This window comes from Mesorhizobium sp. B2-8-3 (genome assembly GCF_006440815.1).
GTDB lineage: Bacteria > Pseudomonadota > Alphaproteobacteria > Rhizobiales > Rhizobiaceae > Mesorhizobium.
In genome coordinates, this window is sequence record NZ_VFTW01000023.1 from 34,122 (window position 1) to 58,810 (window position 24,689).

General features: G+C 62.8%; 30 protein-coding genes. 14 read left to right on the forward strand and 16 right to left on the reverse strand.

Annotated features, from left to right (window positions below; all coding sequences use genetic code 11):
* Nucleotides 1-4: 4 nt before the first annotated feature.
* The 4 genes from FJ418_RS25435 to FJ418_RS25450 all read left to right on the forward strand — a co-directional run bounded on the left by FJ418_RS25435 (nt 5) and on the right by FJ418_RS25450 (nt 3,066).
* Complete coding sequence (locus tag FJ418_RS25435) at nt 5-802, forward strand: GNAT family N-acetyltransferase (protein ID WP_140870343.1); 798 nt, start codon at nt 5-7, stop codon at nt 800-802.
* Complete coding sequence (locus tag FJ418_RS25440) at nt 757-1,278, forward strand: CoA-binding protein (protein WP_140870346.1); 522 nt, start codon at nt 757-759, stop codon at nt 1,276-1,278. The genes FJ418_RS25435 and FJ418_RS25440 overlap by 46 nt, the downstream gene beginning before the upstream one ends.
* A gap of 161 nt (nt 1,279-1,439) precedes the next feature.
* Entirely contained in the window at nt 1,440-2,720 is a 1,281-nt protein-coding gene (locus FJ418_RS25445) for an O-acetylhomoserine aminocarboxypropyltransferase (RefSeq protein ID WP_140785547.1), read from the forward strand.
* Between the two features lies 1 nt (nt 2,721).
* Entirely contained in the window at nt 2,722-3,066 is a 345-nt protein-coding gene (locus FJ418_RS25450; RefSeq protein ID WP_140658514.1) for a cupin domain-containing protein, read from the forward strand.
* 362 nt (nt 3,067-3,428) lie between these two features.
* Here the strand turns inward: FJ418_RS25450 and FJ418_RS25455 are convergent, their stop codons facing one another.
* Both FJ418_RS25455 and FJ418_RS25460 read right to left on the reverse strand, forming a co-directional pair.
* The gene (locus FJ418_RS25455) at nt 3,429-4,676 is read right to left on the reverse strand and encodes a cytochrome P450 (RefSeq protein ID WP_140870349.1); all 1,248 of its coding nucleotides are present in this window, start codon (nt 4,674-4,676) and stop codon (nt 3,429-3,431) included.
* A 143-nt stretch (nt 4,677-4,819) separates the two neighbouring features.
* Nucleotides 4,820-5,548 (reverse strand): hypothetical protein, encoded by a 729-nt coding sequence (locus FJ418_RS25460; protein ID WP_140870352.1) that lies wholly within the window; start codon nt 5,546-5,548, stop codon nt 4,820-4,822.
* 109 nt (nt 5,549-5,657) lie between these two features.
* Here FJ418_RS25460 and FJ418_RS25465 point away from each other — a divergent pair, with 109 nt between their 5' ends.
* Together FJ418_RS25465 and FJ418_RS25470 are read left to right on the forward strand one after the other, a co-directional pair.
* Nucleotides 5,658-6,002, forward strand: a complete 345-nt coding sequence (locus FJ418_RS25465) for a hypothetical protein (RefSeq protein WP_140870467.1) — start codon at nt 5,658-5,660, stop codon at nt 6,000-6,002.
* A 19-nt stretch (nt 6,003-6,021) separates the two neighbouring features.
* On the forward strand, nt 6,022-6,549 hold the full coding sequence (locus FJ418_RS25470; protein WP_140870354.1) for a gamma carbonic anhydrase family protein: 528 nt from the start codon (nt 6,022-6,024) through the stop codon (nt 6,547-6,549).
* A 25-nt stretch (nt 6,550-6,574) separates the two neighbouring features.
* On the opposite strand, the gene FJ418_RS25475 is transcribed toward FJ418_RS25470, so the two are convergent.
* From FJ418_RS25475 to FJ418_RS25495, 5 genes are all read right to left on the reverse strand, one after another.
* Nucleotides 6,575-7,126 (reverse strand): ankyrin repeat domain-containing protein, encoded by a 552-nt coding sequence (locus FJ418_RS25475; protein ID WP_140641549.1) that lies wholly within the window; start codon nt 7,124-7,126, stop codon nt 6,575-6,577.
* Nucleotides 7,127-7,133: 7 nt separating this feature from the next.
* A complete protein-coding gene (locus FJ418_RS25480; RefSeq protein ID WP_140870357.1) occupies nt 7,134-7,883 on the reverse strand; it encodes an NYN domain-containing protein in 750 nt (249 codons plus the stop codon).
* A gap of 255 nt (nt 7,884-8,138) precedes the next feature.
* Nucleotides 8,139-8,744: a transglutaminase-like cysteine peptidase gene (locus FJ418_RS25485; protein WP_140646920.1), complete on the reverse strand. Its 606-nt coding sequence runs from the start codon at nt 8,742-8,744 to the stop codon at nt 8,139-8,141.
* Between the two features lie 270 nt (nt 8,745-9,014).
* Entirely contained in the window at nt 9,015-9,632 is a 618-nt protein-coding gene (locus tag FJ418_RS25490; RefSeq protein WP_140646921.1) for a PilZ domain-containing protein, read from the reverse strand.
* 172 nt (nt 9,633-9,804) lie between these two features.
* Nucleotides 9,805-10,443, reverse strand: coding sequence for a PAS domain-containing protein (locus FJ418_RS25495; protein WP_140646922.1), 639 nt, complete (start codon nt 10,441-10,443; stop codon nt 9,805-9,807).
* Between the two features lie 426 nt (nt 10,444-10,869).
* Here FJ418_RS25495 and FJ418_RS25500 point away from each other — a divergent pair, with 426 nt between their 5' ends.
* Nucleotides 10,870-11,607 (forward strand): rhomboid family intramembrane serine protease, encoded by a 738-nt coding sequence (locus tag FJ418_RS25500; RefSeq protein WP_140646923.1) that lies wholly within the window; start codon nt 10,870-10,872, stop codon nt 11,605-11,607.
* A 232-nt stretch (nt 11,608-11,839) separates the two neighbouring features.
* On the forward strand, nt 11,840-12,271 hold the full coding sequence (locus tag FJ418_RS25505; protein ID WP_140646924.1) for a CBS domain-containing protein: 432 nt from the start codon (nt 11,840-11,842) through the stop codon (nt 12,269-12,271).
* 47 nt (nt 12,272-12,318) lie between these two features.
* Here FJ418_RS25505 and FJ418_RS25510 read toward each other — a convergent pair whose 3' ends face one another.
* Nucleotides 12,319-12,576: a YjhX family toxin gene (locus tag FJ418_RS25510; protein ID WP_140870470.1), complete on the reverse strand. Its 258-nt coding sequence runs from the start codon at nt 12,574-12,576 to the stop codon at nt 12,319-12,321.
* 281 nt (nt 12,577-12,857) lie between these two features.
* Here FJ418_RS25510 and gatB point away from each other — a divergent pair, with 281 nt between their 5' ends.
* The 3 genes from gatB to FJ418_RS25525 all read left to right on the forward strand — a co-directional run bounded on the left by gatB (nt 12,858) and on the right by FJ418_RS25525 (nt 15,708).
* A complete protein-coding gene (gene gatB, locus FJ418_RS25515) occupies nt 12,858-14,357 on the forward strand; it encodes an Asp-tRNA(Asn)/Glu-tRNA(Gln) amidotransferase subunit GatB (RefSeq protein ID WP_140870360.1) in 1,500 nt (499 codons plus the stop codon).
* A gap of 2 nt (nt 14,358-14,359) precedes the next feature.
* Complete coding sequence (locus FJ418_RS25520; protein ID WP_140870363.1) at nt 14,360-14,854, forward strand: GNAT family N-acetyltransferase; 495 nt, start codon at nt 14,360-14,362, stop codon at nt 14,852-14,854.
* Between the two features lie 155 nt (nt 14,855-15,009).
* The gene (locus FJ418_RS25525) at nt 15,010-15,708 is read left to right on the forward strand and encodes an AIM24 family protein (protein WP_140870366.1); all 699 of its coding nucleotides are present in this window, start codon (nt 15,010-15,012) and stop codon (nt 15,706-15,708) included.
* 29 nt (nt 15,709-15,737) lie between these two features.
* Here FJ418_RS25525 and panC read toward each other — a convergent pair whose 3' ends face one another.
* Both panC and panB read right to left on the reverse strand, forming a co-directional pair.
* Complete coding sequence (gene panC / locus FJ418_RS25530) at nt 15,738-16,589, reverse strand: pantoate--beta-alanine ligase (RefSeq protein WP_140870369.1); 852 nt, start codon at nt 16,587-16,589, stop codon at nt 15,738-15,740.
* The gene (gene panB, locus FJ418_RS25535; protein WP_140870372.1) at nt 16,586-17,425 is read right to left on the reverse strand and encodes a 3-methyl-2-oxobutanoate hydroxymethyltransferase; all 840 of its coding nucleotides are present in this window, start codon (nt 17,423-17,425) and stop codon (nt 16,586-16,588) included. Before panB ends, panC begins: the two co-directional genes overlap by 4 nt.
* 271 nt (nt 17,426-17,696) lie before the next feature.
* Here panB and FJ418_RS25540 point away from each other — a divergent pair, with 271 nt between their 5' ends.
* The 3 genes from FJ418_RS25540 (at nt 17,697) to FJ418_RS25550 (ending at nt 19,255) form a co-directional block, all read left to right on the forward strand.
* Nucleotides 17,697-18,095 (forward strand): NADH:ubiquinone oxidoreductase subunit NDUFA12, encoded by a 399-nt coding sequence (locus FJ418_RS25540; RefSeq protein ID WP_140870375.1) that lies wholly within the window; start codon nt 17,697-17,699, stop codon nt 18,093-18,095.
* 136 nt (nt 18,096-18,231) lie between these two features.
* The gene (locus FJ418_RS25545; protein ID WP_140870378.1) at nt 18,232-18,804 is read left to right on the forward strand and encodes a DUF2155 domain-containing protein; all 573 of its coding nucleotides are present in this window, start codon (nt 18,232-18,234) and stop codon (nt 18,802-18,804) included.
* A gap of 58 nt (nt 18,805-18,862) precedes the next feature.
* Complete coding sequence (locus FJ418_RS25550) at nt 18,863-19,255, forward strand: hypothetical protein (RefSeq protein ID WP_140707603.1); 393 nt, start codon at nt 18,863-18,865, stop codon at nt 19,253-19,255.
* Here the strand turns inward: FJ418_RS25550 and aat are convergent.
* The 6 genes from aat to FJ418_RS25580 all read right to left on the reverse strand — a co-directional run bounded on the left by aat (nt 19,246) and on the right by FJ418_RS25580 (nt 24,592).
* Nucleotides 19,246-19,863, reverse strand: coding sequence for a leucyl/phenylalanyl-tRNA--protein transferase (gene aat / locus FJ418_RS25555; RefSeq protein WP_140870381.1), 618 nt, complete (start codon nt 19,861-19,863; stop codon nt 19,246-19,248). The two genes, FJ418_RS25550 and aat, sit on opposite strands and share 10 nt — an antisense overlap.
* Before the next feature lie 12 nt (nt 19,864-19,875).
* Entirely contained in the window at nt 19,876-21,219 is a 1,344-nt protein-coding gene (gene accC / locus FJ418_RS25560; protein ID WP_140707607.1) for an acetyl-CoA carboxylase biotin carboxylase subunit, read from the reverse strand.
* A 19-nt stretch (nt 21,220-21,238) separates the two neighbouring features.
* Complete coding sequence (accB, locus tag FJ418_RS25565) at nt 21,239-21,700, reverse strand: acetyl-CoA carboxylase biotin carboxyl carrier protein (protein WP_140870384.1); 462 nt, start codon at nt 21,698-21,700, stop codon at nt 21,239-21,241.
* A 26-nt stretch (nt 21,701-21,726) separates the two neighbouring features.
* Nucleotides 21,727-22,161 carry a type II 3-dehydroquinate dehydratase gene (gene aroQ / locus FJ418_RS25570; protein ID WP_095767887.1) on the reverse strand — a complete coding sequence of 145 codons (435 nt, stop codon included), beginning with the start codon at nt 22,159-22,161 and terminating at the stop codon, nt 21,727-21,729.
* Between the two features lie 131 nt (nt 22,162-22,292).
* Nucleotides 22,293-23,120: a DsbA family protein gene (locus FJ418_RS25575; RefSeq protein ID WP_140785895.1), complete on the reverse strand. Its 828-nt coding sequence runs from the start codon at nt 23,118-23,120 to the stop codon at nt 22,293-22,295.
* A gap of 59 nt (nt 23,121-23,179) precedes the next feature.
* Nucleotides 23,180-24,592, reverse strand: coding sequence for a M48 family metalloprotease (locus FJ418_RS25580; protein ID WP_140870387.1), 1,413 nt, complete (start codon nt 24,590-24,592; stop codon nt 23,180-23,182).
* Nucleotides 24,593-24,689 lie beyond the last annotated feature (97 nt).

The window sequence follows — 24,689 nt, forward strand, 5'->3', positions numbered from 1 at the left end:
GCAAATGGCACAGGACGATCTCAACTGGCGGATGGAACAGGCGTGTCGCGAGGCATGGCCTTCGGCGCTCGAGATCGTTGCCGATGGCTGGCTGTTACGGCGCTCGGGCGGCCGTATCCGGCGCAGCAATTCCGCCAACCCCTTGCGCGGCACACGCGGCGCGCCGGGGAAGGTAATCGATGCCGCCGAAGCGTTCTATGCCGGCCACGGCCAGACGCCGTTGTTTCGCATCCCCGACATCGCCGCCGAACTGGAGCCCGAGCTTGACCGTCGCGGTTACGGCAGGGAAGGCGGCACGATCCATCTTCATGCCGATATCGACGCGCTCGCGGGAGGCGGCTACGACGACGTCACTGTTTCCCCGGCGCCAAGCGAGCGCTGGTTTGAGGCACGCTTTCGCACGGGCGGTTATGACGGCGCGGAACGGCGGGTTTTTCGCGAGATGACGCGTTTGATTGCGGGCGACAAGGCATTCGTATCGTCCGCGCGCGACGATGAAGTCGTCGCCTTTGCCTTTGGCGTCATCCGCAATGGGCTGCTTGTCGTCGAGGCGGTTGAAACCGACGCCAGATTCAGGCAGCAGGGGTTCGGACGCAGGACGGTTGGCGGGCTGATCGGCTGGGCGAGGCGGGCGGGGGCCAAGGCGGGCTGCCTGCAAGTGGTTGTCGACAATACGCCCGCACGCGCACTCTATGCTTCTCTCGGCTTCAGCCGGGAACTCTATCGTTACCATTACCGCAGGAAGACCGTCGCAGCATGGACCACGATACCTACGACAACAGCTACATCGCCGGCATCCTGAATTCGGTGAAGACGATCGCCATGGTCGGCGCCTCGCCCAACGATGTGCGGCCAAGCTACTTCGTGCTGAAATATCTTTTGGCCAAAGGCTTTTCGGTAGTGCCGATCAATCCCGGTCACGCCGGTAAGCAGATTCTCGGACAGACGGTCTACGCGAGCTTGGCCGATCTGCCGCATCCGGTCGACATGGTGGATGTTTTTCGGGCTTCGGCGGCAGTGCCGGGCATTGTCGACCAGGTGCTGAAGCTCGACCCGTTGCCCAAGGTCGTCTGGATGCAGCTTGGCGTGCGCAACGACGATGCGGCGGCCCGCGCAGAAGCTGCCGGCATCAAGGTGGTGATGAACCGCTGTCCGAAAATCGAATACGGCAAGCTGTCGGGCGAGATCGGCTGGACCGGCGTCAATTCCGGCGTGCTGTCGTCGAAGAAACCCTTGATGCGCCAGGGGTTCCAGAGCTTGGGCGTAAGGCAGAAATAGGCGCGCGGTAATTCGCGCAAAATTATTCCGGGAAGAATTTGGATTTTTCCTGGCGTTCGTCACAGATCGCACGCCGAAAGGTATTTTCTTCTTTGCATTCACGAGCGCGCTTCGGCATGAATGCCCGGCGATTTTCGAAAGGTTAGGAGAGGGAGGTTTCGATGACCCGTACGCCTGGTTTCAACACTTTAGCCGTTCATGCCGGCGCCAAGCCCGATCCGGCGACCGGCGCGCGCGCCACGCCGATCTACCAGACCACCTCCTTTGTCTTCGACGATGCCGATCATGCCGCCTCGCTGTTCGGGCTGAAGGCCTTCGGCAACATCTACACCCGCATCATGAACCCGACGCAGGCGGTTCTCGAGGAACGCGTCGCGGCGCTCGAAGGCGGCACGGCGGCGCTGGCCGTCGCTTCGGGCCACGCCGCGCAGGTCATCGTCTTCCACAATCTGATGCAGCCGGGCGACAACTTCATCGCCGCCAACAAGCTTTATGGCGGCTCGATCAACCAGTTTGGTCATGCCTTCAAGAACTTCGGCTGGGAAGTTCGCTGGGCAGAAGCAAACGATCCGGCGACTTTCGAGAGCCAGATCGACGACAGGACCAAGGCGATCTTCATCGAGAGCCTTGCCAACCCCGGCGGCGTCTTCGTCGATATCGAGAAGATCGGCGACATCGCCCGCAAGCACGGCCTGCCGCTGATCGTCGACAACACGCTGGCTTCCCCCTACCTGGTCCGGCCGATCGAGCACGGCGCCGACATCGTCGTGCACTCGCTGACCAAGTTCATCGGCGGCCACGGCAATTCGATCGGCGGCGTCATCGTCGATGGCGGCACCTTCGACTGGTCGAAGTCCGGCAAATACCCGATGCTGTCGGAGCCGCGCCCTGAATATGGCGGCCTCGTCCTGCACGAGACCTTCGGCAACTTCGCCTTCGCGATTGCCGCCCGCGTGCTCGGCCTGCGCGACATTGGCCCGGCGATCTCGCCCTTCAACGCCTTCCTGATCCTGACTGGCCTGGAAACGCTGCCGCTGCGCATGCAGCGTCATTGCGACAATGCCGCGAGCGTTGCCGGCTGGCTGTCGGACCATCCCAAGGTTGCCTGGGTGAACTATCCCGGCCTTCCAGGCGACAAGAACAACGCGCTGCAGAAGAAATATTCGCCGCAGGGCGCAGGCGCGGTGTTCACCTTCGGCCTCAAGGGCGGCTACGAGGCCGGCATCAAATTCGTCGAGGCGCTCGAACTGTTCTCGCACCTCGCCAATGTCGGCGACACCAAGTCGCTGGTCATCCATCCGGCCTCGACCACGCATCGCCAGCTTTCCGACGAGCAGAAGGTCAAGGCCGGCGCCGGACCCGACACCGTCCGCCTTTCCGTCGGCATCGAGGACGTCAACGACATCGTCGCCGATCTCGAGCAAGCGCTCGGCAAGGTCTGATATGTCGGCCTTCCTTGCGGTCAGCACCGATACCGTCGAACCGGAGGCCGGCGCGCCGGCCTCGGATCGGGTGATCTCGGGCGATCCCCAATTCCGCACCTGGAATGCCGAGGAGCGCGACGGCGGCCTCTATGCCGGTGTTTGGGAAGCGACGCCGGGCAAATGGCGGATCGTTTATGACGAATGGGAGTTCTGCCACATCCTGTCCGGCGTGTCGGTGATCGCCGAGGACGGCGGCGAGGCGCGCACCGTGCGGGCCGGCGACAGTTTCGTGCTGCGGCCAGGATTCAAGGGCACATGGGAAGTGCTGGAAACGACGCGCAAGGAATATGTGATCAAGCTTTGAACGATGTGCCGGGATCTTCCTTTGTCGAAAGTGTCGACATGAGAGACATATTTATCTTCGCTGTGATGGCTGTTCTTGATGTCTGGCTTATCAAATTTTTCGTTTCCGTTGGCTACCCGGCGATAAAATCAGGAATCTATCCTGCCCGGGGCAGAATTTATCTCAGAGATATGCACCCGATAAGGTTTTGGTTTGGGGTAATGTTCTTTCCAGCTCTTGCCTTCTTTTTTGGCGCTCTTATGCTGCTGCAAGTACACGTCTTGATCAGAGGCTGAAATATCGTGATGTCGGAGTGATCGACACGCCTTATCCGCTTGCCAGCAGTGTACAGGTGGCCCCTCGGGATCGACCGCGCCTTGGTATCAGTATTCGACAACAAGCCTTTCCAGCCCGTGGAAGTGATAAGTATCGCGAAAGCGCGGTTCGTCGGCGAGTTGCAACTTCGGCAGCCGATCGAACAGCGTCTTCAGCGATACTTGCAACTCCAGCCTGGCCAGCGGCGCGCCGATGCAGAAATGGATGCCGGCGCCGAAGGAAACATTCTTCTGGTCCATGCGGGCCGGACTGAAGGTGTCGGGCTCGGCAAAGGCAAGCGGATCGTGGTTGGCCATGCCGAGCAGCAGCGCCACCATCTCCCTGGGTTTGACCAGGATGCCTGGCGAAACTTCCATCTCCTCATAGGCGTAGCGCAGAAACATATGCAGCGGCGCGTCGTAGCGCAGGCACTCCTCGACCGCCGCGACATTTTTCTCAGGCGTCTCGAAAAAACGCCGCGGATCGCCGCCTTGCGCGAGGATCGAGCGCACCGCATTGCCGGTCTGGTGCACGGTCGCTTCATGACCGGCATTGAGAAGCAGGATCGCCGAGGAAACCAGCTCGTCTTCCGAAAGCTTCTGGCCGTTGTCCTGGGCCTCGATCAGCAGCGACAGCAGATCGTCGCCCGGCTTCTTGCGCCGCTCGGCAACGTAACCGCGCAGGAAGTCGGAAAAGTTGCGCGCGGCGCGGTTGGCCGTGTCCTCGGTCTCGCGCGTGCGGCCATGCATGTACATGGCGACCATCCGATGCGACCAGTCGAGCAGTTGCGGCCCCATCTCCACCGGCACGCCGAGCATTTCCGCTATGATGGTGATCGGCAAAGGCGAGGCGTAGGCGGGCAGAAGGTCGACGCCGTTTGGCTCGAAGCGGTCGATCAACTCGTTGGCCAGCACCTCGATGCGCGGCCGCAGCCGCTCGACCTGGCGCGAGACGAAGGCGCGGTTGACCAGCGTGCGAAGCCGCGTATGCATCGGCGGCTCCAGTTCCAGCATGGAATTGACCTCGATGGCATCAAAGGCGACGAGGTGCGAGCGGTCGTCGCCGACGCCCCGGCTGTCGGGAATCCCCGCCGGATTCTGGCGGCCGAAACGGCGGTCGCGCAGCAGACGGTTGACGTCGTCGAAGCCGCCAAAGCACCAGAACCCATAATCTTCCCAGAAGAACGCGTTGGCTGTGCCATGCAGGAAGCCGTAGGCCTCGTACGGGTTCTGCACGAAGGCTGGCTCGTGCGGGTCGAGACGCAGGCAGCGGCCTGCGGGATCAAACTCAAGATAGGAAGGCTTCAAATCGGTCATGCCTGACCATTAGCGCGCCTTGTCAGCCCGATGCCAGACCGTATCTTGGCGCCCGTGAAATCGAACCGTTGAGCCAGATTGCCGGTTTGAACGCTGGCTGCGCGCCGAAATGATCTAGCTGGGTATTCGGCTAGCCGGCAGCGTCAGTGGCCAGTCTTCAGAATACTCGCCACTTTGGCTGCGATCGCCGCGTCGAGCGCCGGCCAATTCGCGAGCAGCTCGCGCGGGAAACGATAGGTGAGGCTGAGATCGTCGCCGACCTGGATGTCGCGTTCGCAAGGCGCCAGCGATTCCTCCGCGCTCGGGCCGCTCAGGCAGCGGACGACGAAGGGATCTTTGCCGGGACGCTCCGCGACGGCCAGCACCTCGTTGAGATAGCCTGATTTTTCCGTAAAGGCGTAGACCGTCGTGCCGCCCGGACCGGGCGTGCCCGGCTTTTCGACCAGGGCGCTGTAGATCGGCGCGAACCGGCCGCTCATGTCGCGCGACATCATCCGCGGCTCGAACGACAGGAAGATGATCTTCCTGGTCGTCGCGTGGTTGAAGTCGTCGCGCGCGGCCGTGCTGTAGCCGTCCATTTCGGGATAGCGCAGGTAGAGGTCGAGCCGCGAGGCGATGCCGTCGCGCCTGGCCTGGTCGAAGCGGATGAAGTTTGCCGGCACGCTGATCAGATTGTTGCCCATGACGATCCGGCGCACCGTCATGTCATCCGTATAGCCGGCCATGGCGATCGACCGGCCGAGCCATTTGCCGCCGACGCTGATGGCCACCGAAAGCAGCGCCAGCGCCGCGAAAATGTAGAAGACCCGCCTCATCAAGGTCGAGTCGACGACCTGGAACTCCGGGCTCTCGGCAGCCGTTGCGTCTCTCATTTGCTCTTTCCCGATCCGCCACCTGTCCTTCGGCGGCACAGCCTGCGCGGCATGGCTTTTGCAGCGCGTTGGCACGACTGTGCGTTTTCATGGTAAACGGTTGGTAAACATGGATCCCGTTGTGCTTGTTCTTTACGCTTTTGCTGTTGGTCTAACGGCCTGCGGGCTGTCCGGATCGGCCATGGAACTGCTGTCAGGCCGGCGCCTGGCCTTTGTCGAGCCTTATGTTTCGCCCGTCCATATCCTGCGTTCGCTCGCCGCAACGGCTTGCGCCGGGCCGTTCATGCTCACCAACGAGGCCTTGGCCGCCCGGCGCGAGGGTCGCATCGGCACGATGGCGCTGTTGTCCTGCGGTTGCACGGCCATCGCCTGGGCGCTGGCCCTCGGCGTCGTGCTCATCGCCATTGCATCCTGGGCGACCGCCAACCTAGGGTCTTTCGAATTCGCTGGTTGAGACGAATCGGAGACGAAAAATGCCGGTCTATGCGATCGATGGGAAGGCGCCTGAGTTCGAGGACGCCGATACGAACTGGATCGCGCCCGACGCGACGCTGATCGGCAATATCCGGATCGGCCGCAATGTCGGCTTCTGGTTCGGTGTCGTCATCCGCGGCGATGGCGAACTCATTGCGATCGGCGCCGACACCAATGTGCAGGAACATACGATCATGCACACCGATCCGGGCTTTCCGCTGACCATCGGCGAAGGCTGCACGATCGGCCACAGGGCGCTGCTGCATGGCTGCACGATCGGCGACAACAGCCTGATCGGCATGGGCGCCATCGTGCTGAACGGCGCCAGGATCGGCAACAACTCGCTGGTCGGCGCCGGCGCCCTGGTGACCGAAAACAAGGTTTTTCCTGACAATTCGCTCATCGTCGGCTCGCCCGCCAAGGTGATCAGGACGCTGGACGAGGCGGCGATCGAACGGCTGCGCGTCTCGGCGGCCCACTATGTCGCCAATGCCAAACGCTTCAAGGCCAAGCTCGAGACGGTGTGACGGCGGCGGCCCGCTTCGCGCGTGGTCATCCGCGGCGATTGTTCATCGCTTCACGCAACAGAAAGGCGCCGGCCTCGAAGCCGGCCTGCTCGGCGCCTTCCAGTGCCGTCTCATAGTCGTCGATGCGAGTCCGCAGCGACGGGTCCGCGCCTGAAAGGAGCAACAGACGGATCGCGTCCGCGTCACGCCGGGACACCGCATAGTGCAGCGGCGTCCAGTCGTTCACGCCGCGCATATCCGGGTCGGCGCCGTGTCCAAGCAGGATGTGGACGACATCCAGCCTGTCCGGCCGTTCCGTCGACAACGCCGCAATGATCGAAGGAAAGCCGGCGGGATCTTCATAGTTCGCGTTCGACCCGGCATCGAGCAAGGCGGTGATGAACGCGGCCGGGCTCCAGTAGATCGCATATTCCAGCGGATGACCAAGGCCGAGTTCGAACGGCATCCTCTCGTCGAACCAGCGCGGCGCTTCACCAAGCGCTTTGCCAAGGGTCTCGAAATCACCTGCTTTAAAGGCGTCGTCGATCGCCCGGAACAGCTTGGCGCGCTCGCATCGGTCTTCAGGGATCTCTAACATGATCGCGTTACCCGGATTTGCCTTTTCCTTTCTTCTCGGCAGGTTTGACCCGTATCCGCATGGACCCGCCTTTGGGATTTTCGATGTCGAAGGCGGCCGTTTTCCTTACCAGGTCGCTCAGTTTGCTGAAGCCGTAGGTACGCGGGTCGAAATCGGAAAAGAGATTTGAGAGCTGCTTGCCAAAGGTGCCCAGGAGCACCCAACCATCCTCACTCTCCATCTGGCCGATGACCTTCTTCAGAATGGGCGTAGCTGCCGTCGGCGCCTGAAGCGGCTTCGTCGCAGGAGCAGTATCTTGAGCGTTCTCCGCGCCATGGAGAAGGTTTTCGGTATAGACGAAACGGCGACATGCCTGCCGGAAGCTCTCTGGGGTTTTTTGCTCCCCAAATCCGAACACGTCGACGCCTTGCTCGCGTATCCGCGAGGCAAGGCGAGTGAAGTCGCTGTCGGAAGAAACCAGACAGAAACCGTCGAACCGGCCGCTGTGCAGCAAATCCATCGCGTCGATCACCAGTGTGATATCCGAAGCGTTCTTGCCCATGATGTAAGCGAATTGTTGCTGCGGAATGATTGCGTGCTTCGACAGAACCTCTGCCCATCTCTTCGACCGGGCGTTCGAGAAATCACCATAGATGCGGCGAACGCTTGCCTCGCCGATCTTCGCGATTTCCTCGAACAGCCCGTCGGCAATCTTCGCGGAGGCGTTGTCGGCGTCGATGAGAACCGCAAGACGAGGTGATCGGGGTTCGTTCGGCATACAGAACATCCCACGGTTGGCGCGCAGACAAACAGGAGAAGAGTTTCGCGCTATCTTCTGTTGTAACAGAAGGCCCGCCAAACAGAAATTCAGGCCATCGGAAGCGTATCGTCAGAAACAGCGGAGCCGGCCCCGGGGACAGGGGCCGGCTCCTAAAACCCGGTCGTTGGGGACGGGGAGGGTGGGGACTCGACCGGGCTTTCTCCTTGGGCACGCCGCCGCATCATGGGCGGCGTACCCGATCGCTTTGGCGCCCTAGCGGACGCTGGCGACCGCGTCCTCGCGGCCGTCGTTGATCGTTACCCAAGCGCCCGAGTTCTCCGTCGATTGACGTTTGAGATAGGTGTAGACCGTGTCGTTCCAGGCGAGCACTTTCGGCTCGAGATTGTCGAGGATGAATTCGCCGAGGCTGGTGCGCACCGTCAGCACCGCATGGCCGTCGCCATTCGGCTGGCGCACCACCGTCATCAGCAGATTGCCTGCCGGCACGCCGACGGCCATCAGCTCGCGGCGTTTCTCCAGCGCGTAGTCTTCGCAGTCGCCATAGCCTTTGTCGGGGTAAGCCCAGTATTCCTCGACGCCGTAGATCTCCATGTCGGTGCGCGGCTTGACCCGGACGTTGACCGAATTGTTGACGTTGACGATCGTCGCCCACAGCTTGCGCGTCAGCTCGACCGGCGGACCCTTCGGCGTCCGTTGGTTGCATTCGACCGGAATGCGCTGGCAGAAATCGTAGTGGCCGACCGGCTGGGTGGTGCGGCCACCCGTATGCATGAAAGCCGGTCCTGCGCTTGCCGTGCCCCACGCGGAAAGCTGCATCGCCATTGCCAAGAGCAACAGCTTGCCCCTCGTCATTTTCATTGTTGTAGTCTCCCCGTTTGAGGAGACTGTGCCACGTTGGGATTTATTTGACGCAAAAACGCGAAGTAGACATTGAGTAAAACGCCGATAGAATAAACATAAAATTTGAACTATCGGAATTTCGGATTGTTCGGATTTTCATCCGGCCCGCGCAAGTCCTGATGCCACTGGCGGCCCGCGTCCGACCTCCCAAGACCGGACAACAAAAAACCGGCCGCTAAGGGCCGGTTTGCTTGCGTCAGCTCGTCTCAGGAGCGGGCGTCGCGCGTCTCAGGAGCGCGGCGCGTTGAATTCCTGATCGAGCGTTTCCGGCCGCTGGATAACCGCGAACTCGATGGCGACGCCGTCCTCGAAATGGCGCACCACCTGGCCGCGCATCGTGCCTAACGTGACCTGGACGCCGATCGCCGGCTTGACGTCGATTTCGACGGCAGCACCCGAGAGCGACAGGTCGATGATGCGGCACTGATACTGGCGCCCGTCGGTGAGCTGCAGGACGCTCATCGGATTGCGCGGCGCCACGCGCTCGTGGCGGCGGTCCTCGGGCAGGTCGAGCTCATGCTTGTTGGCAAGCCAGGTGAGCTGCGCGGCAAGCTTGTCCTTCTTGCGGTCCGAGGCGATGACGGTCATGGCGAAACCGTCCTGCGACGTGCGCGTCACGATGCCTTCGACACGGCCGATATGGTCGATATAGGCGATGACCTTCTCGCCCGGCATGCCGATCCGGTCCGTACGCAACGCAACATTGCCGGGCGACATATCGATCACCTGGCAAGGATGCTCGGTGCGGTCTTCCAGCATGAAGCGCCCGTAAATCTTGACGCGGACACGCTGAAAGTTGCGCCTCTCAGCTCGTGACGGCGCATATTCTACCGCCGCTGACCTCATGACTGCCTACACCCCGTTGGCATTCCGCGCGACGATGCGAGGAATTTCACCCGAAAAACTACAGCAAAGCAGGTTAACAAACGGGAAAGTCGGCCGCAAAAGCCTGGGCCTGGGGGCTCGCGCGACGCGGAAAAACTTACCGCGAGCGACGGGAAACCTTACACGGCCGGGCTCACTCGTGACGCCCGCCGTCGAGGACGACGAGATGGCGGATGCGGCGCACGCGGCCGAGCGCCGAAATGGTCTCCGGAGGATCGAATTCGGCCGGAACGAGCGAGGGGACGTCGATCGCCGGACGGTTCTTCAGGAACATCGGCTCCTTGTCGGGATCTATCACCCGGATCGTATCGATGAGCGCGTCGGCGAGCGGATCGGCGCCAAGCCAGAACGGCTTGTCGGCGGCGCTGACGATGCCGAGGCAGCGCGGGTTCTGGGCGCCCCCGTCCAGCGGCAGCGCCATGAGCTCGAATTTGTTGGAACGGCCGTTGCGGCTGAACCCCTCATAGGTCATGAGCAGAACCGATTTCTGGTCGAAAACGCCCTGCATGAGCCGCGACACAAGCCGCTGATCCTTCTCGCGCCAGAGCGAAGGGAAGGAGAATCCCTTGAGCTCCCGGCCATAATAGGCGCAGAGCCGCGTGCCGGCGAGCCGGAACACCGCCTCGCCGCGCGTGTCGCGCTCCAGGATGAAGGTGTCGGCCAGAAGCGACTTGATGTCGGCCGGCTCCACCTCCGATCGTTTCGGGGCGAGGCGACCATCACGCAGCTGGTTCCAATATTGGAACAGCGCGATTGATCCTTTTTCATTCATGTCCATTCCGCTCCGCACAATCTGTCTTTTGATGTCCCATCGGCGAACAGACAGGGCGCCCTCCGATGACCTTCATGCGGTGCGGAGCAGGATGCGTGCCAGTATCGTTAACGTTTGTTCACGCCTCGGGGTCGTTAAGGTTAACAAGTGGTTTACATTGCGTGCCGCCGAAGCCTGTGGCACATCAAAACCACTCCAAAACGGTCGTTCCTGCAGCGATCGGCAGCACTTCAGTCACGAGTTTATGGGGAGCAGGGGACTCGACCGGCCGTTCAGGGAAATCCTGGACGGCCTTCTTTTTGATTCGCTCCGTTCTGATTCGCTCCTTTTTTCTGATCTGGGCTGTGGCGATTAGCCGTTTGTGATTCGAAAGGGCGTGATCTACATGCTCGCCGAAAGCCCTAAGCCCCAAACCCGCAAAGGCGCATGAGCGAGCCTGTAAGCCCCACCGAAACCGAACCGACGCCGGACGAGGCTTCCGAGCCGCGCCGCCGCGAACCCGTGTTCAACCTGCCGCCGGTGGTGCTCGCCGTGATCGGCATATGCGTGGTCGTCTATCTGCTGCAGCAATATGTGCTGAACGAAGCGCAGCAAATGACGCTGCTCTACGACGGTGCCTTCATTCCGGTGCTGTACACCGGCCAGTACGGCTTCGACTGGTTCCTGTTCACGCGTCCGTTCACCTATGCGTTCATGCATGGGGGCATTGCCCATATCGCCATCAACATGATCTGGCTTGCAGCCTTCGGTTCGCCGCTCGCCAATCGTCTCGGCGCGCTGCGTTTCGCGATATTCTACGCCGTGACAGGGCTGGCTTCGGTTGTTCTGTTCTGGGCGCTGCATCCCTATGGCGAGGCGCCGCTCGTCGGTGCCTCGGGTGCGATCTCCGGCATGATGGGCGCGGCGGCGCGCTATGGGTTCCGCGTCGACCGCTCTTCAGGCAGCGCGGCCTTCGCCGGCGAGCCGCTGCCGATCGCATCCGTGTTGCGCTCGCGCGGCGTCATGACCTTTCTTGGCGTTTGGATGGTGATCAATCTGGCCACGGGCCTGCTTGGCTTCGCGCCGGGCATCGACGGTCAGATCGCCTGGGAAGCCCATATCGGCGGCTTCGTCGCTGGCTTTTTCGGGTTGCGTTTTTTCGACCGTCCGATGGCTGCCGCCTAGAGCATGATCCCGAAAAGTGGGAACCGGTTTTCGGAGAAGATCATGCTCCAACAAGAGATAGATCAGGATGGTGATTCAACGAAACGCCATCCTGATCTAGTCCTTAGGCGCACTTGAAATGCAATCAATCACGGCGCACGATGTTGCCCAAGCACCCAGTGTCTTCTTAAGGGCGCCGGGGCTCAAAAGCCGGTCAGGGCGGGAGCCGGCGTCAAAGGCAGTGGAGGACGCCATGACGGTTAAGGCAATTCTTGAAAGCAAGGGCCATGACGTGTTCACGCTCGGGCCCAATGAAAAACTCAGCGAGGCCATTCGCATGCTGGCCGAGCACAGGATCGGCGCGCTCGTCATCACCAATGGCGATCGCAAGATCGTCGGCATTCTCTCGGAACGCGATATCGTCAGGGTGGTGGCCAAGGAGGGCGCCGCCGCGCTCGACATCGCCGTGCGCTCGGCGATGACGCCGAAGGTCAAGATCTGCAACGAAAACCACACGGTCAACGAGGTCATGGAGATCATGACGCGTGGCCGCTTCCGTCATCTGCCGGTGGAAAAGGGCGGCCAGCTTGATGGCATCGTCTCCATCGGCGACGTGGTCAAGCGCCGCATCGAGGATGTCGAGCGCGAAGCCGAAGAGATGAAAGCCTACATCGCCACGGCCTGAAGCAAACGGAAAGGTGCCGCCGGCGTTTCGTCCGGCGGCATTGGGCATTAGCGATTGTCGAACTCGGCGCGTACGAGCGCGAGTCCGCGTCGGGTGATGCGGTAACGACCGCCGTTCGTCGAAGAAACTGCCTTCTTGCGCCTCAACTTTCGGAAGAGCTCCAGGTCGAAGCCCGGATAGCGCCAGCCATCGCGGGTCAGGCACAGGACCGAGGCGATCTTCCTGCTTTCGTTCTTTTTGATTTGAATACGCCCGCCCTGCGCGAGCAGGTGCAGGATGCGCTGTTCATTGCGCGAAATGTCCATTGGAGAAGTCCCGGGAAAAACAACAAAACCGCCGCCGCGAGACATCGCGGCACGGGGTTTCAGGTTTTTCTGCCCTGCCTCGCTTAGGAGGTCAGGGCTTCACCGGGACTGAGCGTAAGTGGACATCCACTCTCCATTGGGAGTGGATGCTTTTAGGCGAAAGTGGCGGAAAAGGCCAGTACGCGGCTTTGCGCTTGTCTCGCCGGGCGGTTTGCACTAGCGAAGTTGCGCACCGAAATATGCGTTCTGCATATCGCGAATTCAAAGTCCGCAGGCCATCCATGAGCATCATCGACACCCGCACCCCCGACGCAAAACGTCTGATCCCCGGCGCCACCGGCGACTGGGAGATTATCATCGGGCTCGAAGTGCATGCGCAAGTGATCTCGGAGGCAAAACTGTTTTCCGGCGCCTCGACGTCGTTCGGCGCGGCGCCCAATGCCAATGTCAGCCTTGTCGACGCGGCGATGCCGGGCATGCTGCCGGTCATCAACGAGGAATGCGTCAAGCAGGCGATCCGCACCGGCCTCGGCCTGAAGGCTGCGATCAATCATAAGTCGGTCTTCGATCGGAAGAACTATTTCTATCCGGACCTGCCGCAGGGCTACCAGATCTCGCAGTTCAAGCAGCCGATCGTCGGCGAGGGCAAGGTGATCGTCTCCGTCGGGCCCGACCGCCAGGGCGAGTTCGAGGACATCGAGGTCGGCATCGAGCGCCTGCACCTGGAACAGGATGCCGGCAAGTCGATGCATGACCAGCATGCGACCATGTCCTATGTCGATCTCAACCGCTCCGGCGTGGCGCTGATGGAGATCGTCTCGAAGCCCGACATCCGCTCGGCCGACGAGGCCAAGGCCTATGTCACCAAGCTGCGCTCGATCATGCGCTATCTTGGCACCTGCGACGGCAACATGGACGAAGGCTCGCTGCGCGCCGATGTCAACGTCTCGGTGCGCCGTCCGGGCGGCGAGTTCGGCACGCGCTGCGAGATCAAGAACATGAACTCGATCCGCTTCATCGGCCAGGCCATCGAATATGAGGCGCGTCGCCAGATCGCCATCCTGGAAGACGGCGGCAAGATCGACCAGGAGACACGGCTGTTCGATCCGGTCAAGGGCGAGACGCGTTCGATGCGCTCCAAGGAAGAAGCGCATGACTACCGCTATTTCCCAGATCCCGACCTTTTGCCGCTGGAGTTCGACCAGGCCTATGTCGATGCGCTCGCCAGGAACCTGCCGGAGCTGCCCGACGACAAGAAGGCGCGGTTGGTCGATGCGCTCGGCCTCTCGGCCTATGACGCCTCGGTCCTGGTATCGGAAAAGCCGATCGCCGATTATTTCGAGAAGGTGGCGGCAGGGCGCGACGGCAAGCTCGCCGCCAACTGGGTCATCAACGATCTCCTTGGCCAGCTGAACAAAGCTGGCAAGGGCATTGAAAATGCTCCGGTTTCGCCCGAGCAGCTCGGCGCTGTTCTCGACCTGATCAAGGAAGGCACGATCTCCGGCAAGATCGCCAAGGACCTATTCGAGATCGTCTGGAACGAGGGCGGCGATCCGCGCCAGCTCGTCGAGAGCCGCGGCATGAAGCAGGTCACCGACACCGGCGCCATCGAGAAGGCGGTCGACGAGGTCATCGCCGCCAATCCGGACAAGGCCGAGCAGGCGCGCGCCAAGCCGACCATGGCCGGCTGGTTCGTCGGCCAGGTGATGAAGGCGACAGGCGGCAAGGCCAACCCGCAGGCGGTCAACGATCTCGTCAAGGCCAAGCTCGGCATCGAATAACGGTGTTTGTCCGCACCGCCAGCGACCGTGACATTGCGGCTATCCGGGCACTGCTGGCCGAGACCTGGCACGCGGCCTGCGACGCCATCTATGGCGCCGAGCGGATCGATCGAACCATCGCGCTTTGGTGTTCGCCGGAAAAGTTGAAAGCGCGCATCGAGCGGCCGGATGCGGAGTTCCTGGTCGCCGACGATGGCAAGCGCATCGGCGGCGTCGCCTATGCGGAAAGCGCTGACCACGGCGTTTCGATCGATCTGGAGCAGCTTCATGTTGCACCGGACCTGCAGGGCCGGGGGATTGGCGGCATGCTGCTGGACGAAGTGATGGAGAGCTTCCCCGAAGCGCGCGCGGTACGCGTCGAGGTGGCGGAAGCGAACAAGCGCGCCGTCGCCTTCTATATGGCGAACGGTTTCGTCCAGATCGGCCGCGCCGACAATCGCGGGCCTGCGCAGTCCGGCGTCGCGTCACTGCTCCTTGAGCGGCCGCTGATCGCCTGATCGCTCGACGCCGCCGCAATTGCTTCACGTTGTTGCGAGCGGCGCGCCCAATGCCAGCTTTCATTTGACGGCCGAAAGCCCGGCGGCAATGCTGCCGCAGCCGACGGCCGGCGACAGTCCGGTCGACCGGCAGCACGGTGATGAGGGGGACTGCCATGCCGAGCTTGCCGGAACTGATGCCGACCGAGGTGTCGGACGAGACGTTTGGCGGCGTGACCTATCACGTCGCCGGCGAATTGGTGCCCGTGCTGTCGGTCGATGTGACCAACATGCCGGTCTATTTCGAACACCACATCCTTTTGTGGAAGAACACCACGATCACCATCGGCCTGAAATCGTTGAAGGGCGCGCTGAAGCGCATGATCGCGGGCATGCAGATCTTCGTCACCGAGGCGTCCGGGCCGGGCGTCATCGCCTTCAGCCGCGACGGGCCGGGCCATATCGTGCCGATCCATCTTCGGCGCGGCGAGGAGATACAAGTGCGCGAGCATCAGTTCCTGGCCGCGACCGCCAGCGTCGACTACACGTTCGAGCGCGTCCGCGGCCTTGGAACGATGCTGTTCGGCCAGAGCGGCTTCTTCATCGACCGTTTCCGCGGCGAGACAGGCGACGGCATCGTCTGGCTGCACGGCTACGGCAATGTCTTCGAGAAGGTGCTGGCGCCCGGCGAGACCATAGACATCGAGCCAGGCGGCTGGCTGTTCAAGGACGCTTCGGTCAAGATGGATACAAGGATCGACCGCCTTTCCAGCGGCTTCTTCGGCGCCAACATGAACTTCGTCGTCAACCGCTTCACCGGTCCTGGGCGCGTCGGCATCCAGTCGATGTATCTGCACATGCCGTCGGAAGAGTAGGCGCCGAGCCTGATCGAACGAACGTCCGATCAGGCGGAGGGAATTTCCATATTGTCGATCAGCCGCGTCGTGCCGAGCCAGGCCGCCGCGAGCAGGCGGCCCTCGCGCCCCCGCTGCCAGGGCTCGAGCGTGACACTCGCGCGGGCGGCGACGTAGTCGACCTTTTGGAAACCCGCGGCGACCAGGGCCTTCGCGGCGGCATCAATAGCGCCGGCTTCATCCGCGCCGGTTGAAAGCGCCGCCGCCGTGCGGCGCAGGATCAAATTGAGCTTGCGCGCGATGTCGAGCTCGGCCTCACCCAGATAAGCGTTGCGCGACGACATGGCGAGGCCATGAGCATCGCGCACGGTCGGTGCGCTGACGATCTCGACGGGCAAGTCGAGATCGCGGCAGAGCTGCCTGACGACGCAGAGCTGCTGGTAGTCCTTCTCGCCGAACACGGCGCAATCGGGTGCCGCCTGCAGGAAGAGCTTGGCCACCACGGTCGCGACGCCGTCGAAGAAACTCGGCCTGAAGTCGGTCTCCAGGCCGCGGGAGGGGCCGCCGACCGAGATTTTCGTAGCGAAGCCGGAGGGGTACATCTCGCTCACGTTTGGCGTGAAGGCGAGATGCGCGCCCGCATCCCGTAACCGGTCGAGATCCCGCGCCAGCTGGCGCGGGTATTTGTCGAGATCTTCCGTCGGCGCGAACTGCGTCGGGTTGACGAAGATCGAGACCACGCAGCGCTCGGCCCGTTCGAGCGCGATCCTGACCAGCGAGATATGACCGTCATGCAGCGCGCCCATGGTCGGCACCATGGCCACCTTGAGGCCGGCCTGCCGCCAGTCCCGGACCTGCGCGCGAAGGGCGGTGACGCTGTCGACGACGATTGGCGCGTTCATGTCTTGTCCTTGCCGGATGCCGTCGTGAAGACGTGGTCGGGGCCGGGGAAGGCGCGGGTCCGCACCTCAGCTGCGTAGCGCGCCGCCGCATCCGCTATCGCGCTGCGCAAGTCGGCGTATTCCTTGACGAATTTCGGCACGCGGTCGACAGTCAGGCCGACCATGTCGTCGATCACCAGGATCTGGCCGTCGCAGTCGGCGCTGGCGCCGATGCCGATGGTCGGTATGGAAATGTCATGGGTAAGCTTCGCGGCCACGGCCTCCATCGTGCCTTCGATGACGACCGAGAAGGCGCCGGCTTGTTCCACCGCCTCGGCATCGCTGAGCAGCGCGGCGATATTGTCGTCCGTCCGGCCCTTGATCTTGTAGCCGCCGTCCTTCTCCACCGATTGCGGTTGCAGCCCGATGTGGCCCATGACCGGTATTCCCTCGGCGGCGATCGCGGCGATCCGGGAGGCCATGTCGACGCCGCCTTCGAGCTTCACGGCCTGGCAGGCTGTCTCCCCGACGATCCGCCTTGCCGACGCCGCGGCCTGCGCCGGCGAGGCCTCATAGCTGCCCGCCGGCATGTCGACCACGACGCAGGCCTTGGCCGAGCCGCGCATCACGGCCTGGCCGTGCGCGATCATCATCTCGAGTGAGGCGCCGAGCGTTGTGGTGTGGCCATGCAGGACCATGGCGACGCTGTCGCCGACCAGCAGCAGATCGACATGGGGATCGAGCAGGCGGGCGACGGGATAGGTGTAGGCGGTAAGGCAGACGATCGGCACGCCGCCCTTGCGGCGGCGAATGTCTTCGGCGCTGATCCGGCTGTCGACGGACGGATCCCGGGTCAATCGTCACCTCCCTCAAGGCGCGCCCGAAACGGGCGGGCCGAGCTTTAGAAAGACAGGCGGCGCTTGGCAAGCCGCGTTGCCGCCGGCGGCACAACTGCATCGATTTAATGCCTGTTGCCCAGACGTGTGGAGCGGTTCTGGGACGACCGCATGCTTCAAGACAAGGACGCACAAAGCATTTACGTCGGGACATGGCAAAACCCTTGCCTTCGCGGTGGCGTGACGCCATAAGCAGGGGAAAGGCGCAGCCGCTGCCGCCGCGAGGATGTGGATGAAAACTTTCCTGCTGCAGTTTTTCACTTGGTGGAACAGCCAGACGCTCGGCACGCGCTTCCACACCTGGCGCTTCGGCAAGAGGGTCGGCGAGGACGAAGCCGGTAACGTCTACTATGAGGGCGGCATCGATTCGGAAGGTCGCACCCGCCGCTGGGTCATTTATCGCGATTATTCGGAAGCCTCGAAGATCCCGCCGGGCTGGCATGGCTGGATCCATCATCGCGTCGATACACCTCCACCGAGCGAGAGCTACAAGGCTCGCGAGTGGCAGAAGGAGCATCGGCCGAACCTGACCGGAACGCCCGGCGCCTATCGTCCGCAGGGTTCCATCCTGACCAACCAGCATCGCCCGCAGGTGACTGGCGACTACGACGCCTGGACGCCGGGGTCGTAATCCCTCGGATCGTAATCCAAGACGCCGCTTCGGTCCTTTATCGCCACAATTGGCATTTAGCTGCTTGCTGACTGCGCAGCCATGACTAGCCTTGGGCGTTGAGAGAATCACCCGGGCGCAACCACCGGTATTTTGCATGAGTTCTTTCGGCCATACCTCAAAGGCGCTGATCGCGGCGGCGTCCATTCTGGTTGCCTCGACGGCGGCCTTCGCCGCCGCGCAGGCGCCGGCCGCGGCACCCGCGGCCTCCGGCCGCGTCACCAATCCGGTGGCCGAGTTCGCCGGCATCGACAAGATCACCGGCCGCATCATCACCTTCGACGTCTATATCGACGAAACCGTGCAGTTCGGCGCTTTGCAGGTGACGCCGCGCGTCTGCTATTCGCGGCCGGATACGGAGCAGCCGAAGACCGATTCCTTCGTCGAGGTCGACGAGATCACGCTCGACCGCAAGATCCGCCGCATCTTCACCGGCTGGATGTTTGCCGAAAGCCCGGGCCTCAACGCCGTCGAGCACGCCGTCTATGACGTCTGGCTCAAGGGTTGCAAGCAGAAGTCGGACGTGCCGCCGCCGACCGCGGCCAAGGCCGACACGGCCAAGCCGAAGACCGAAGCCGCCAAGCCCAAGGCTCCGGCGCAACCGGCCGACGCCGCATCCGAGCCGGCTGACGCGGCGCCGGCCCCGGACGATACCACCGACACGAACTGATCTCGGAACCTGCCTGCCCTTTGGCCGTTCAAATCGGCAAGGCGAGGAGGATTCCGCGATGACTGTCACGAAAACAATCACCGCCAACAAGCAGGAGCTTCTCGATATCGAGAAGGGCTTTTGGTCAGGCGATTCCGCCTACTATGAAGCCAATGCCGATGTGGAGTGCCTGGTGGCGTTCCCGCAGATGGCGCAGGCGATGACCAATGCCGATCTCGCAAAGACCGCCACCAAGCCCAACAAATGGCGCGACCTGGACATCAAGTTGAAGGGCATGGTCGAGCCCGGCAGCGACATCGTCATGCTGACCTACGAGGCGCGCGCGACGCGCGAGAACGGCGAATCCTATGCCGCTTTGGTCAGCACCGGCTATGTCCATCGCGCCGACGGCTGGAAGATGATGTTCCATGCGCAGACGCCGATCGAGGCGGCAGAGCGAACTCAAGGATAAAAGACGGCCTCGCCCTTCAGCGCTTCGGCGAGCAGCTTCTCATACTGGCCGCGCGGCACGTCGACGGCGCCGAAGCGCTTCAAATGCTCGGTGGTGAACTGCGTGTCGAGCAGCGCGAAGCCGCGCGCCTTCAGCCGCTCGACGAGATGGTAGAGGCAGGTCTTTGAAGCGTCGGTCTCCCTGGCGAACATGCTTTCGCCGAAGAACACGCGTCCGAGCGAGACACCGTAGAGGCCGCCGACCAGGCGGTCCTCGCGCCACGCCTCGACCGAATGGCAGTGGCCCAATCGATAGAGATCGACATAGGCTTCGCGGATCGGCGCATTGATCCAGGTCGAGCGGCGCTCCTCGCGCTTTTCGGCGCAGCCGTCGATCGTCGCCTCGAAATCGAAGTCGTAGCGGATCTCGAACGGATGCTTGCGGATCGTCTTCTTCAAGCTGCGCGGCGTGTGGAACCCGTCCAGCGGAATGATGCCGCGCGTTTCCGGCCGCACCCAGAACACTTCGGGGTCGTTGGCGCTCTCGGCCATCGGGAAGACACCAGAGGCATAGGCCCTGAGCAGCAGGTCGGTCGGAATGCGATAGCCTGGCGCGTAGGGGCGGGTCATCGCATCCCCGTGCTATTCACCCTTGGCCAGGTATTTTTCCAGCCAGTGGATGTCGTAGTCGCCATTGGCGATGTCGGGATTGCCGACAAGGTCGCGGAACAGCGGCAGCGTCGTCTTGATACCGTCGACGACGAATTCGTCGAGCGCGCGGCGCAGCCGCATCATGCATTCGACGCGGTTGCGGCCATGCACAATCAGCTTGCCGATCAGACTATCGTAATAGGGCGGGATTTTGTAGCCGGAATAAACGCCGGAATCGACGCGGATGCCGAGGCCGCCGGGCGTATGGAAATGCGTGATCGTGCCGGGCGAGGGCGTGAAGGTGCGCGGATCCTCGGCGTTGATGCGGCACTCGATGGCATGGCCGTTGAACTTGATGTCTTCCTGCCTGACCGACAGCCCGCCGCCCGAGGCGACGCGGATCTGCTCGTGCACGAGGTCGATGCCGGTGATCGCTTCGGTCACCGGATGCTCGACCTGCAGGCGCGTGTTCATCTCGATGAAATAGAACTCGCCATTTTCGTAGAGGAACTCGATCGTGCCGGCGCCCGAATAGCCGAGATCGGCGATCGCCTTGGCGCAGATGCCGCCGATGCGCGAACGCTCCTCGGCATTGAGCGCCGGCGAATTGGCTTCCTCCCAGACTTTCTGGTGGCGCCGCTGCAGCGAGCAGTCGCGCTCGCCGAAATGCACGCCGCGGCCGGCGCCGTCGCCGAACACCTGCACCTCGATATGGCGCGGCTTCTCCAGGTATTTCTCGATATAGACGGCGTCGTCGCCGAAGGCGGCACCCGCTTCCGACTTGGCCGTCTGCAGCGCGACTTCGAGGTCGGCTTCGCTATGCGCCACCTTCATGCCGCGGCCGCCGCCGCCGGCGGAGGCCTTGATGATCACCGGATAGCCGATCTCGGCGGCGACGCGCTTGGCTTCCTTCTCCTCGCTGATCGCGCCGTCGGATCCAGGCACGACCGGGATGCCGAGACGCTTTGCAGTGCGCTTGGCCTCGATCTTGTCGCCCATGATGCGGATATGGTCGCCCGACGGGCCGATGAAGGTGATGTTGTGGGCCGCCAGGATGTCGGCGAACTTGGCATTCTCCGACAGGAAGCCGTAGCCCGGATGCACGGCGTCGGCGCCGGTGATCTCGCAGGCGGCGACGATCTGGTGGATGTTGAGATAGCTTTCGCGCGAGGGCGGCGGGCCGATGCAGACGCTCTCGTCGGCAAGCCGAACATGCATGGCGTCGGAATCCGCGGTCGAGTGGACCACCACCGTCTGGATGCCGAGCTCCTTGCAGGCGCGCAGCACCCGGAGCGCGATTTCGCCGCGATTGGCGATGAGGATCTTCTGGAACATCTCTTGGTTGTTCCCGGCTCTACTCAAGGACCACCAGCGGCATGCCGTATTCGACCGGCTGGGCATCCTCGATGAGGATCGCCGTCACCGTGCCGGCGCGCGGCGAGGGGATCTGGTTCATCGTCTTCATCGCTTCGATGATGAGCAGCGTCTGGCCTTCCTTGACCTTCTGGCCGACCTCGATGAACGCCTTGGCGTCGGGCGAGGGTGCCAGGTAGGCGGTGCCGACCATCGGCGAGGGCACTGCGTTCTTGGACACATCGGCGGCCGCGGCTGCCGTTGCGGGCTGAGCCGCTGCCGTGGCAGCAGGAGAAGCCGCGGCAAGCGGCGCGGCGACGGCGTGGACGGCCTGCGTTTGGCGCGAGACGCGCACCTTGAGGTCGCCGAGTTCGACCTCGATCTCGGTCAGATTGGTGTCGTTCAGAATGCCCGCCAGATCGCGGATCAGTTGCTGGTCAACACCGGTCTTTTTTATCGACATTTTCGAGCCTTCTGTTTGGGGGCCGGTCACAGGCGAGCCGCCAGTGCCTGCAGCGCGAGGGTGTAGCCGAGCGGCCCGAACCCACAGATCATGCCGACAGCGACCGGCGCGACCATGGAGACGTGGCGGAAGGGCTCCCGCGCGTGGATGTTGGAAAGATGGACTTCCGCGACGGGCAGCGGTGCTGCGGCGCGGATGGCGTCGTGGATGGCGATCGATGTGTGGCTGTAGGCGCCGGGATTGATGACGATGCCTGCCGCCTTCTCGCTGGCTTCCTGGATCCAGTCGACCAGATCGCCCTCATGGTTGGATTGGCGAAAATCGATCTCGAGCCCGAGCGCGGCGCCGGCCGCCTTGCAGTCCTCGGCGATGGCCGCAAGCGTCTTGCCGCCATAGATCCCCGGTTCGCGCTTGCCGAGCGCATTGAGATTGGGACCGTTGAGGACGAAAATCGTTTTCAATATGCCGACCTTGTTCTACGCCGACCCCAAGCCGGCGTACTGCGCCTCTATAATGGGCATAGCCGCCCGCGAAAAGAGCGCAAGTGCGTTCTTTCGCTGTCCACAGCGGCCGGCTTTTGCACCGCGCGCGTCTAGAGCGCGCTCTTTGCCTCTTCGATCTTTTCCGCCAGAACCTGCTGGCCGAGCGCTCCGAAGATCACCTCGTTGCCGACCACATAGGACGGCGTGCCGGTGATCGACAGTTTCGTCGCAAGGTCATAGGTGCGCGAAAGCGTTTCGGCGATGCGCGGATCCTTCATCTTCTCGCGCAGCGCTGCCTCGTCGGCGCCGAGCGAAAGCGCAACCTTCATGGCGGTCGCTTCGGTGGCGCGACCCTGGCCGCCGAGCAGCGCGGTGTGGAATTGGCCGTATTTTTCCGGATGCATCAGGTGGAACGCCATGGAGACGACGCTGGCCTTCTGCGAATCCGGGCTGAGGATCGGGAATTCCTTGAGCACGAAGCGCAGGTCCGGGTCGGACTTGGTCAGCACCTGCATGTCCTCGATGGCGCGTTTGCAGAAGCCGCAATTGTAATCGTAGAACTCGACGATCGTGACCTTGCCCTTCGGATTGCCGACGACGCCGTCGAAGGTGGAGTTGAAGATCTCGTCCTTGGAGTCCTTGATCACGCCAAGTGCCGCGAGCCGCTGCTCTTCCTTCTGCTTGGCCTCGAGCGCGTCCTGCACCTCGAGCAGAACCTCCGGGTTCTTCAAGAGGTAGTCGCGGATGATGCCTTCGACCTCCTTGCGATCGACCTTGGTGTCGGCGGAGGCTTTGGTATCGGTGGAGGACGTGACCTGCGCGATTTGCACGGTGTCGGCCCTCGCGGCCTGCGGGTTTCCCGCCACGAAGCCGAAGGCCAACATCCCGAGCGCCACAGCCAGACCGCCAGCGCTGCCAAGCAGGATTGCCTTGTTCATGATTGTCGATCCTTTTGCCTTTTCCGGTCCGCCTTGGTCGCCGCCAATGTCCGGGAGGTTCATTTGAGTTTGTTCGATGGCGTGTAGTTTATAATATCCTGCGCGCGGACCCAGCGGGGTTCGCCGCGCTTCAATTTCTGTTGAGCGCGCATGGCGAAGATCTTAGCGTTTTTGTAGTCGCCCGCATAATAGTGGCCCTCGGCGGTGGCGAGATCGGCAGCCGGAATCTCGCCGAGTTCGCCATATGCCTGCGCCAGAAAGCGATAAGCGTCGGCATTTTCCTTGTCCCGCCCAACGCCATTGTTGAGCTGGACCACTGCCTTCTGGGTCGAATCGGGCGTTCCCACCGCCATCAGCGCCTGGCCGAGCGAGACCAGCAGCAGGCCGGAGCGCGCTGGATCGAGGCTGACCGCCTTGGCATAGGCGTCCGCCGCATCCTTCGACTTGTTGGCCTTCATCAGGATATCGCCGCGCAATTCATGGAAATAGGGGTTCTTCGGTTGTTCCTTGATCAGCGCCGCCGTCTTGGTGAGCGCCGCGCCCGGACTGCCGAAGAGATAGGTCTGCTGCGCATCGCCATAGCGCGAGGCAAGGCTGGCCGGGTTCCTGCGCATCAGCCGCGCGACGGCTGCCTGGCCCTGCATATAGGCGGCGATCTTGATGCGCATCATGTCGTGCCGCTGCTGCAGCGACGGCGGGTCGACAACGTTGACGAACGGGCTCTGCTTGACGAGCACTTCCAGGTTGGCGATGCGCTCCTGCGGCATCGGATGGCTGATCCGATAGGGGTCGACATGGGTGCCGGCGAGCGAGAGCGCGCTCTGGAAGCGGCCGAAGGTCTTCAGCATGCCCATGCCGGATTGGCCGGTGGCGTTGAGATAGGTGATCGCCGAACGGTCGGCGGTGATTTCTTCGGTACGCCGATAGGCGAGGATCGAGCGTTGCGCCATCTCGCCGCCGCCGGCGGCGACGCCCATGCCGGCGCCGGCAAGGCCGCGGCTGTTGGTGGTGGCGCCGGCCACCATGGCGCCGGCGCCGAGCAGCGTGGCCATGATGGCCATGGTCTTGGCGCGGTCGAGCTGATCGCGCAATTTCTGCTGGTGGCCGCCGGCGATATGGCCGGCCTCGTGCGCGATGACGCCAATGATCTCGTTCGGCGTTTCGGCGGTCACCAGCGCGCCGGTGTTGATGAACAGTCGCCGCCCGGTGACGAAGGCGTTGAAACTCTGGTCGTTGACCAGAACGATATCGATGCCGTCATTGGCAAGCCCAGCAGCCTCGAAGATCGGCCGGGCATAGTCGCGCACCAAGGCCTCGATCTCGGCGTCGCGCACCACCGGCACGCCTTGCGCAAAGGCGCTGACCGAGCTCGACACGGCGACCACGGCGGCAAGCAGAAGCGTCGCGAAGTCGCGCGCGGTTCGGCTGAGGGAGATCGATTCGCCAAGCGATGGTCGGGGTCGGCTCAACATAAGGTCCACTGGTAGACGAGCGGGCGAAAGATGAAAAGTCGGCGCCGGTAACTTCCTGCGCGCTTGTGATCCCCACATCAATCGGGCATTTGTGCGG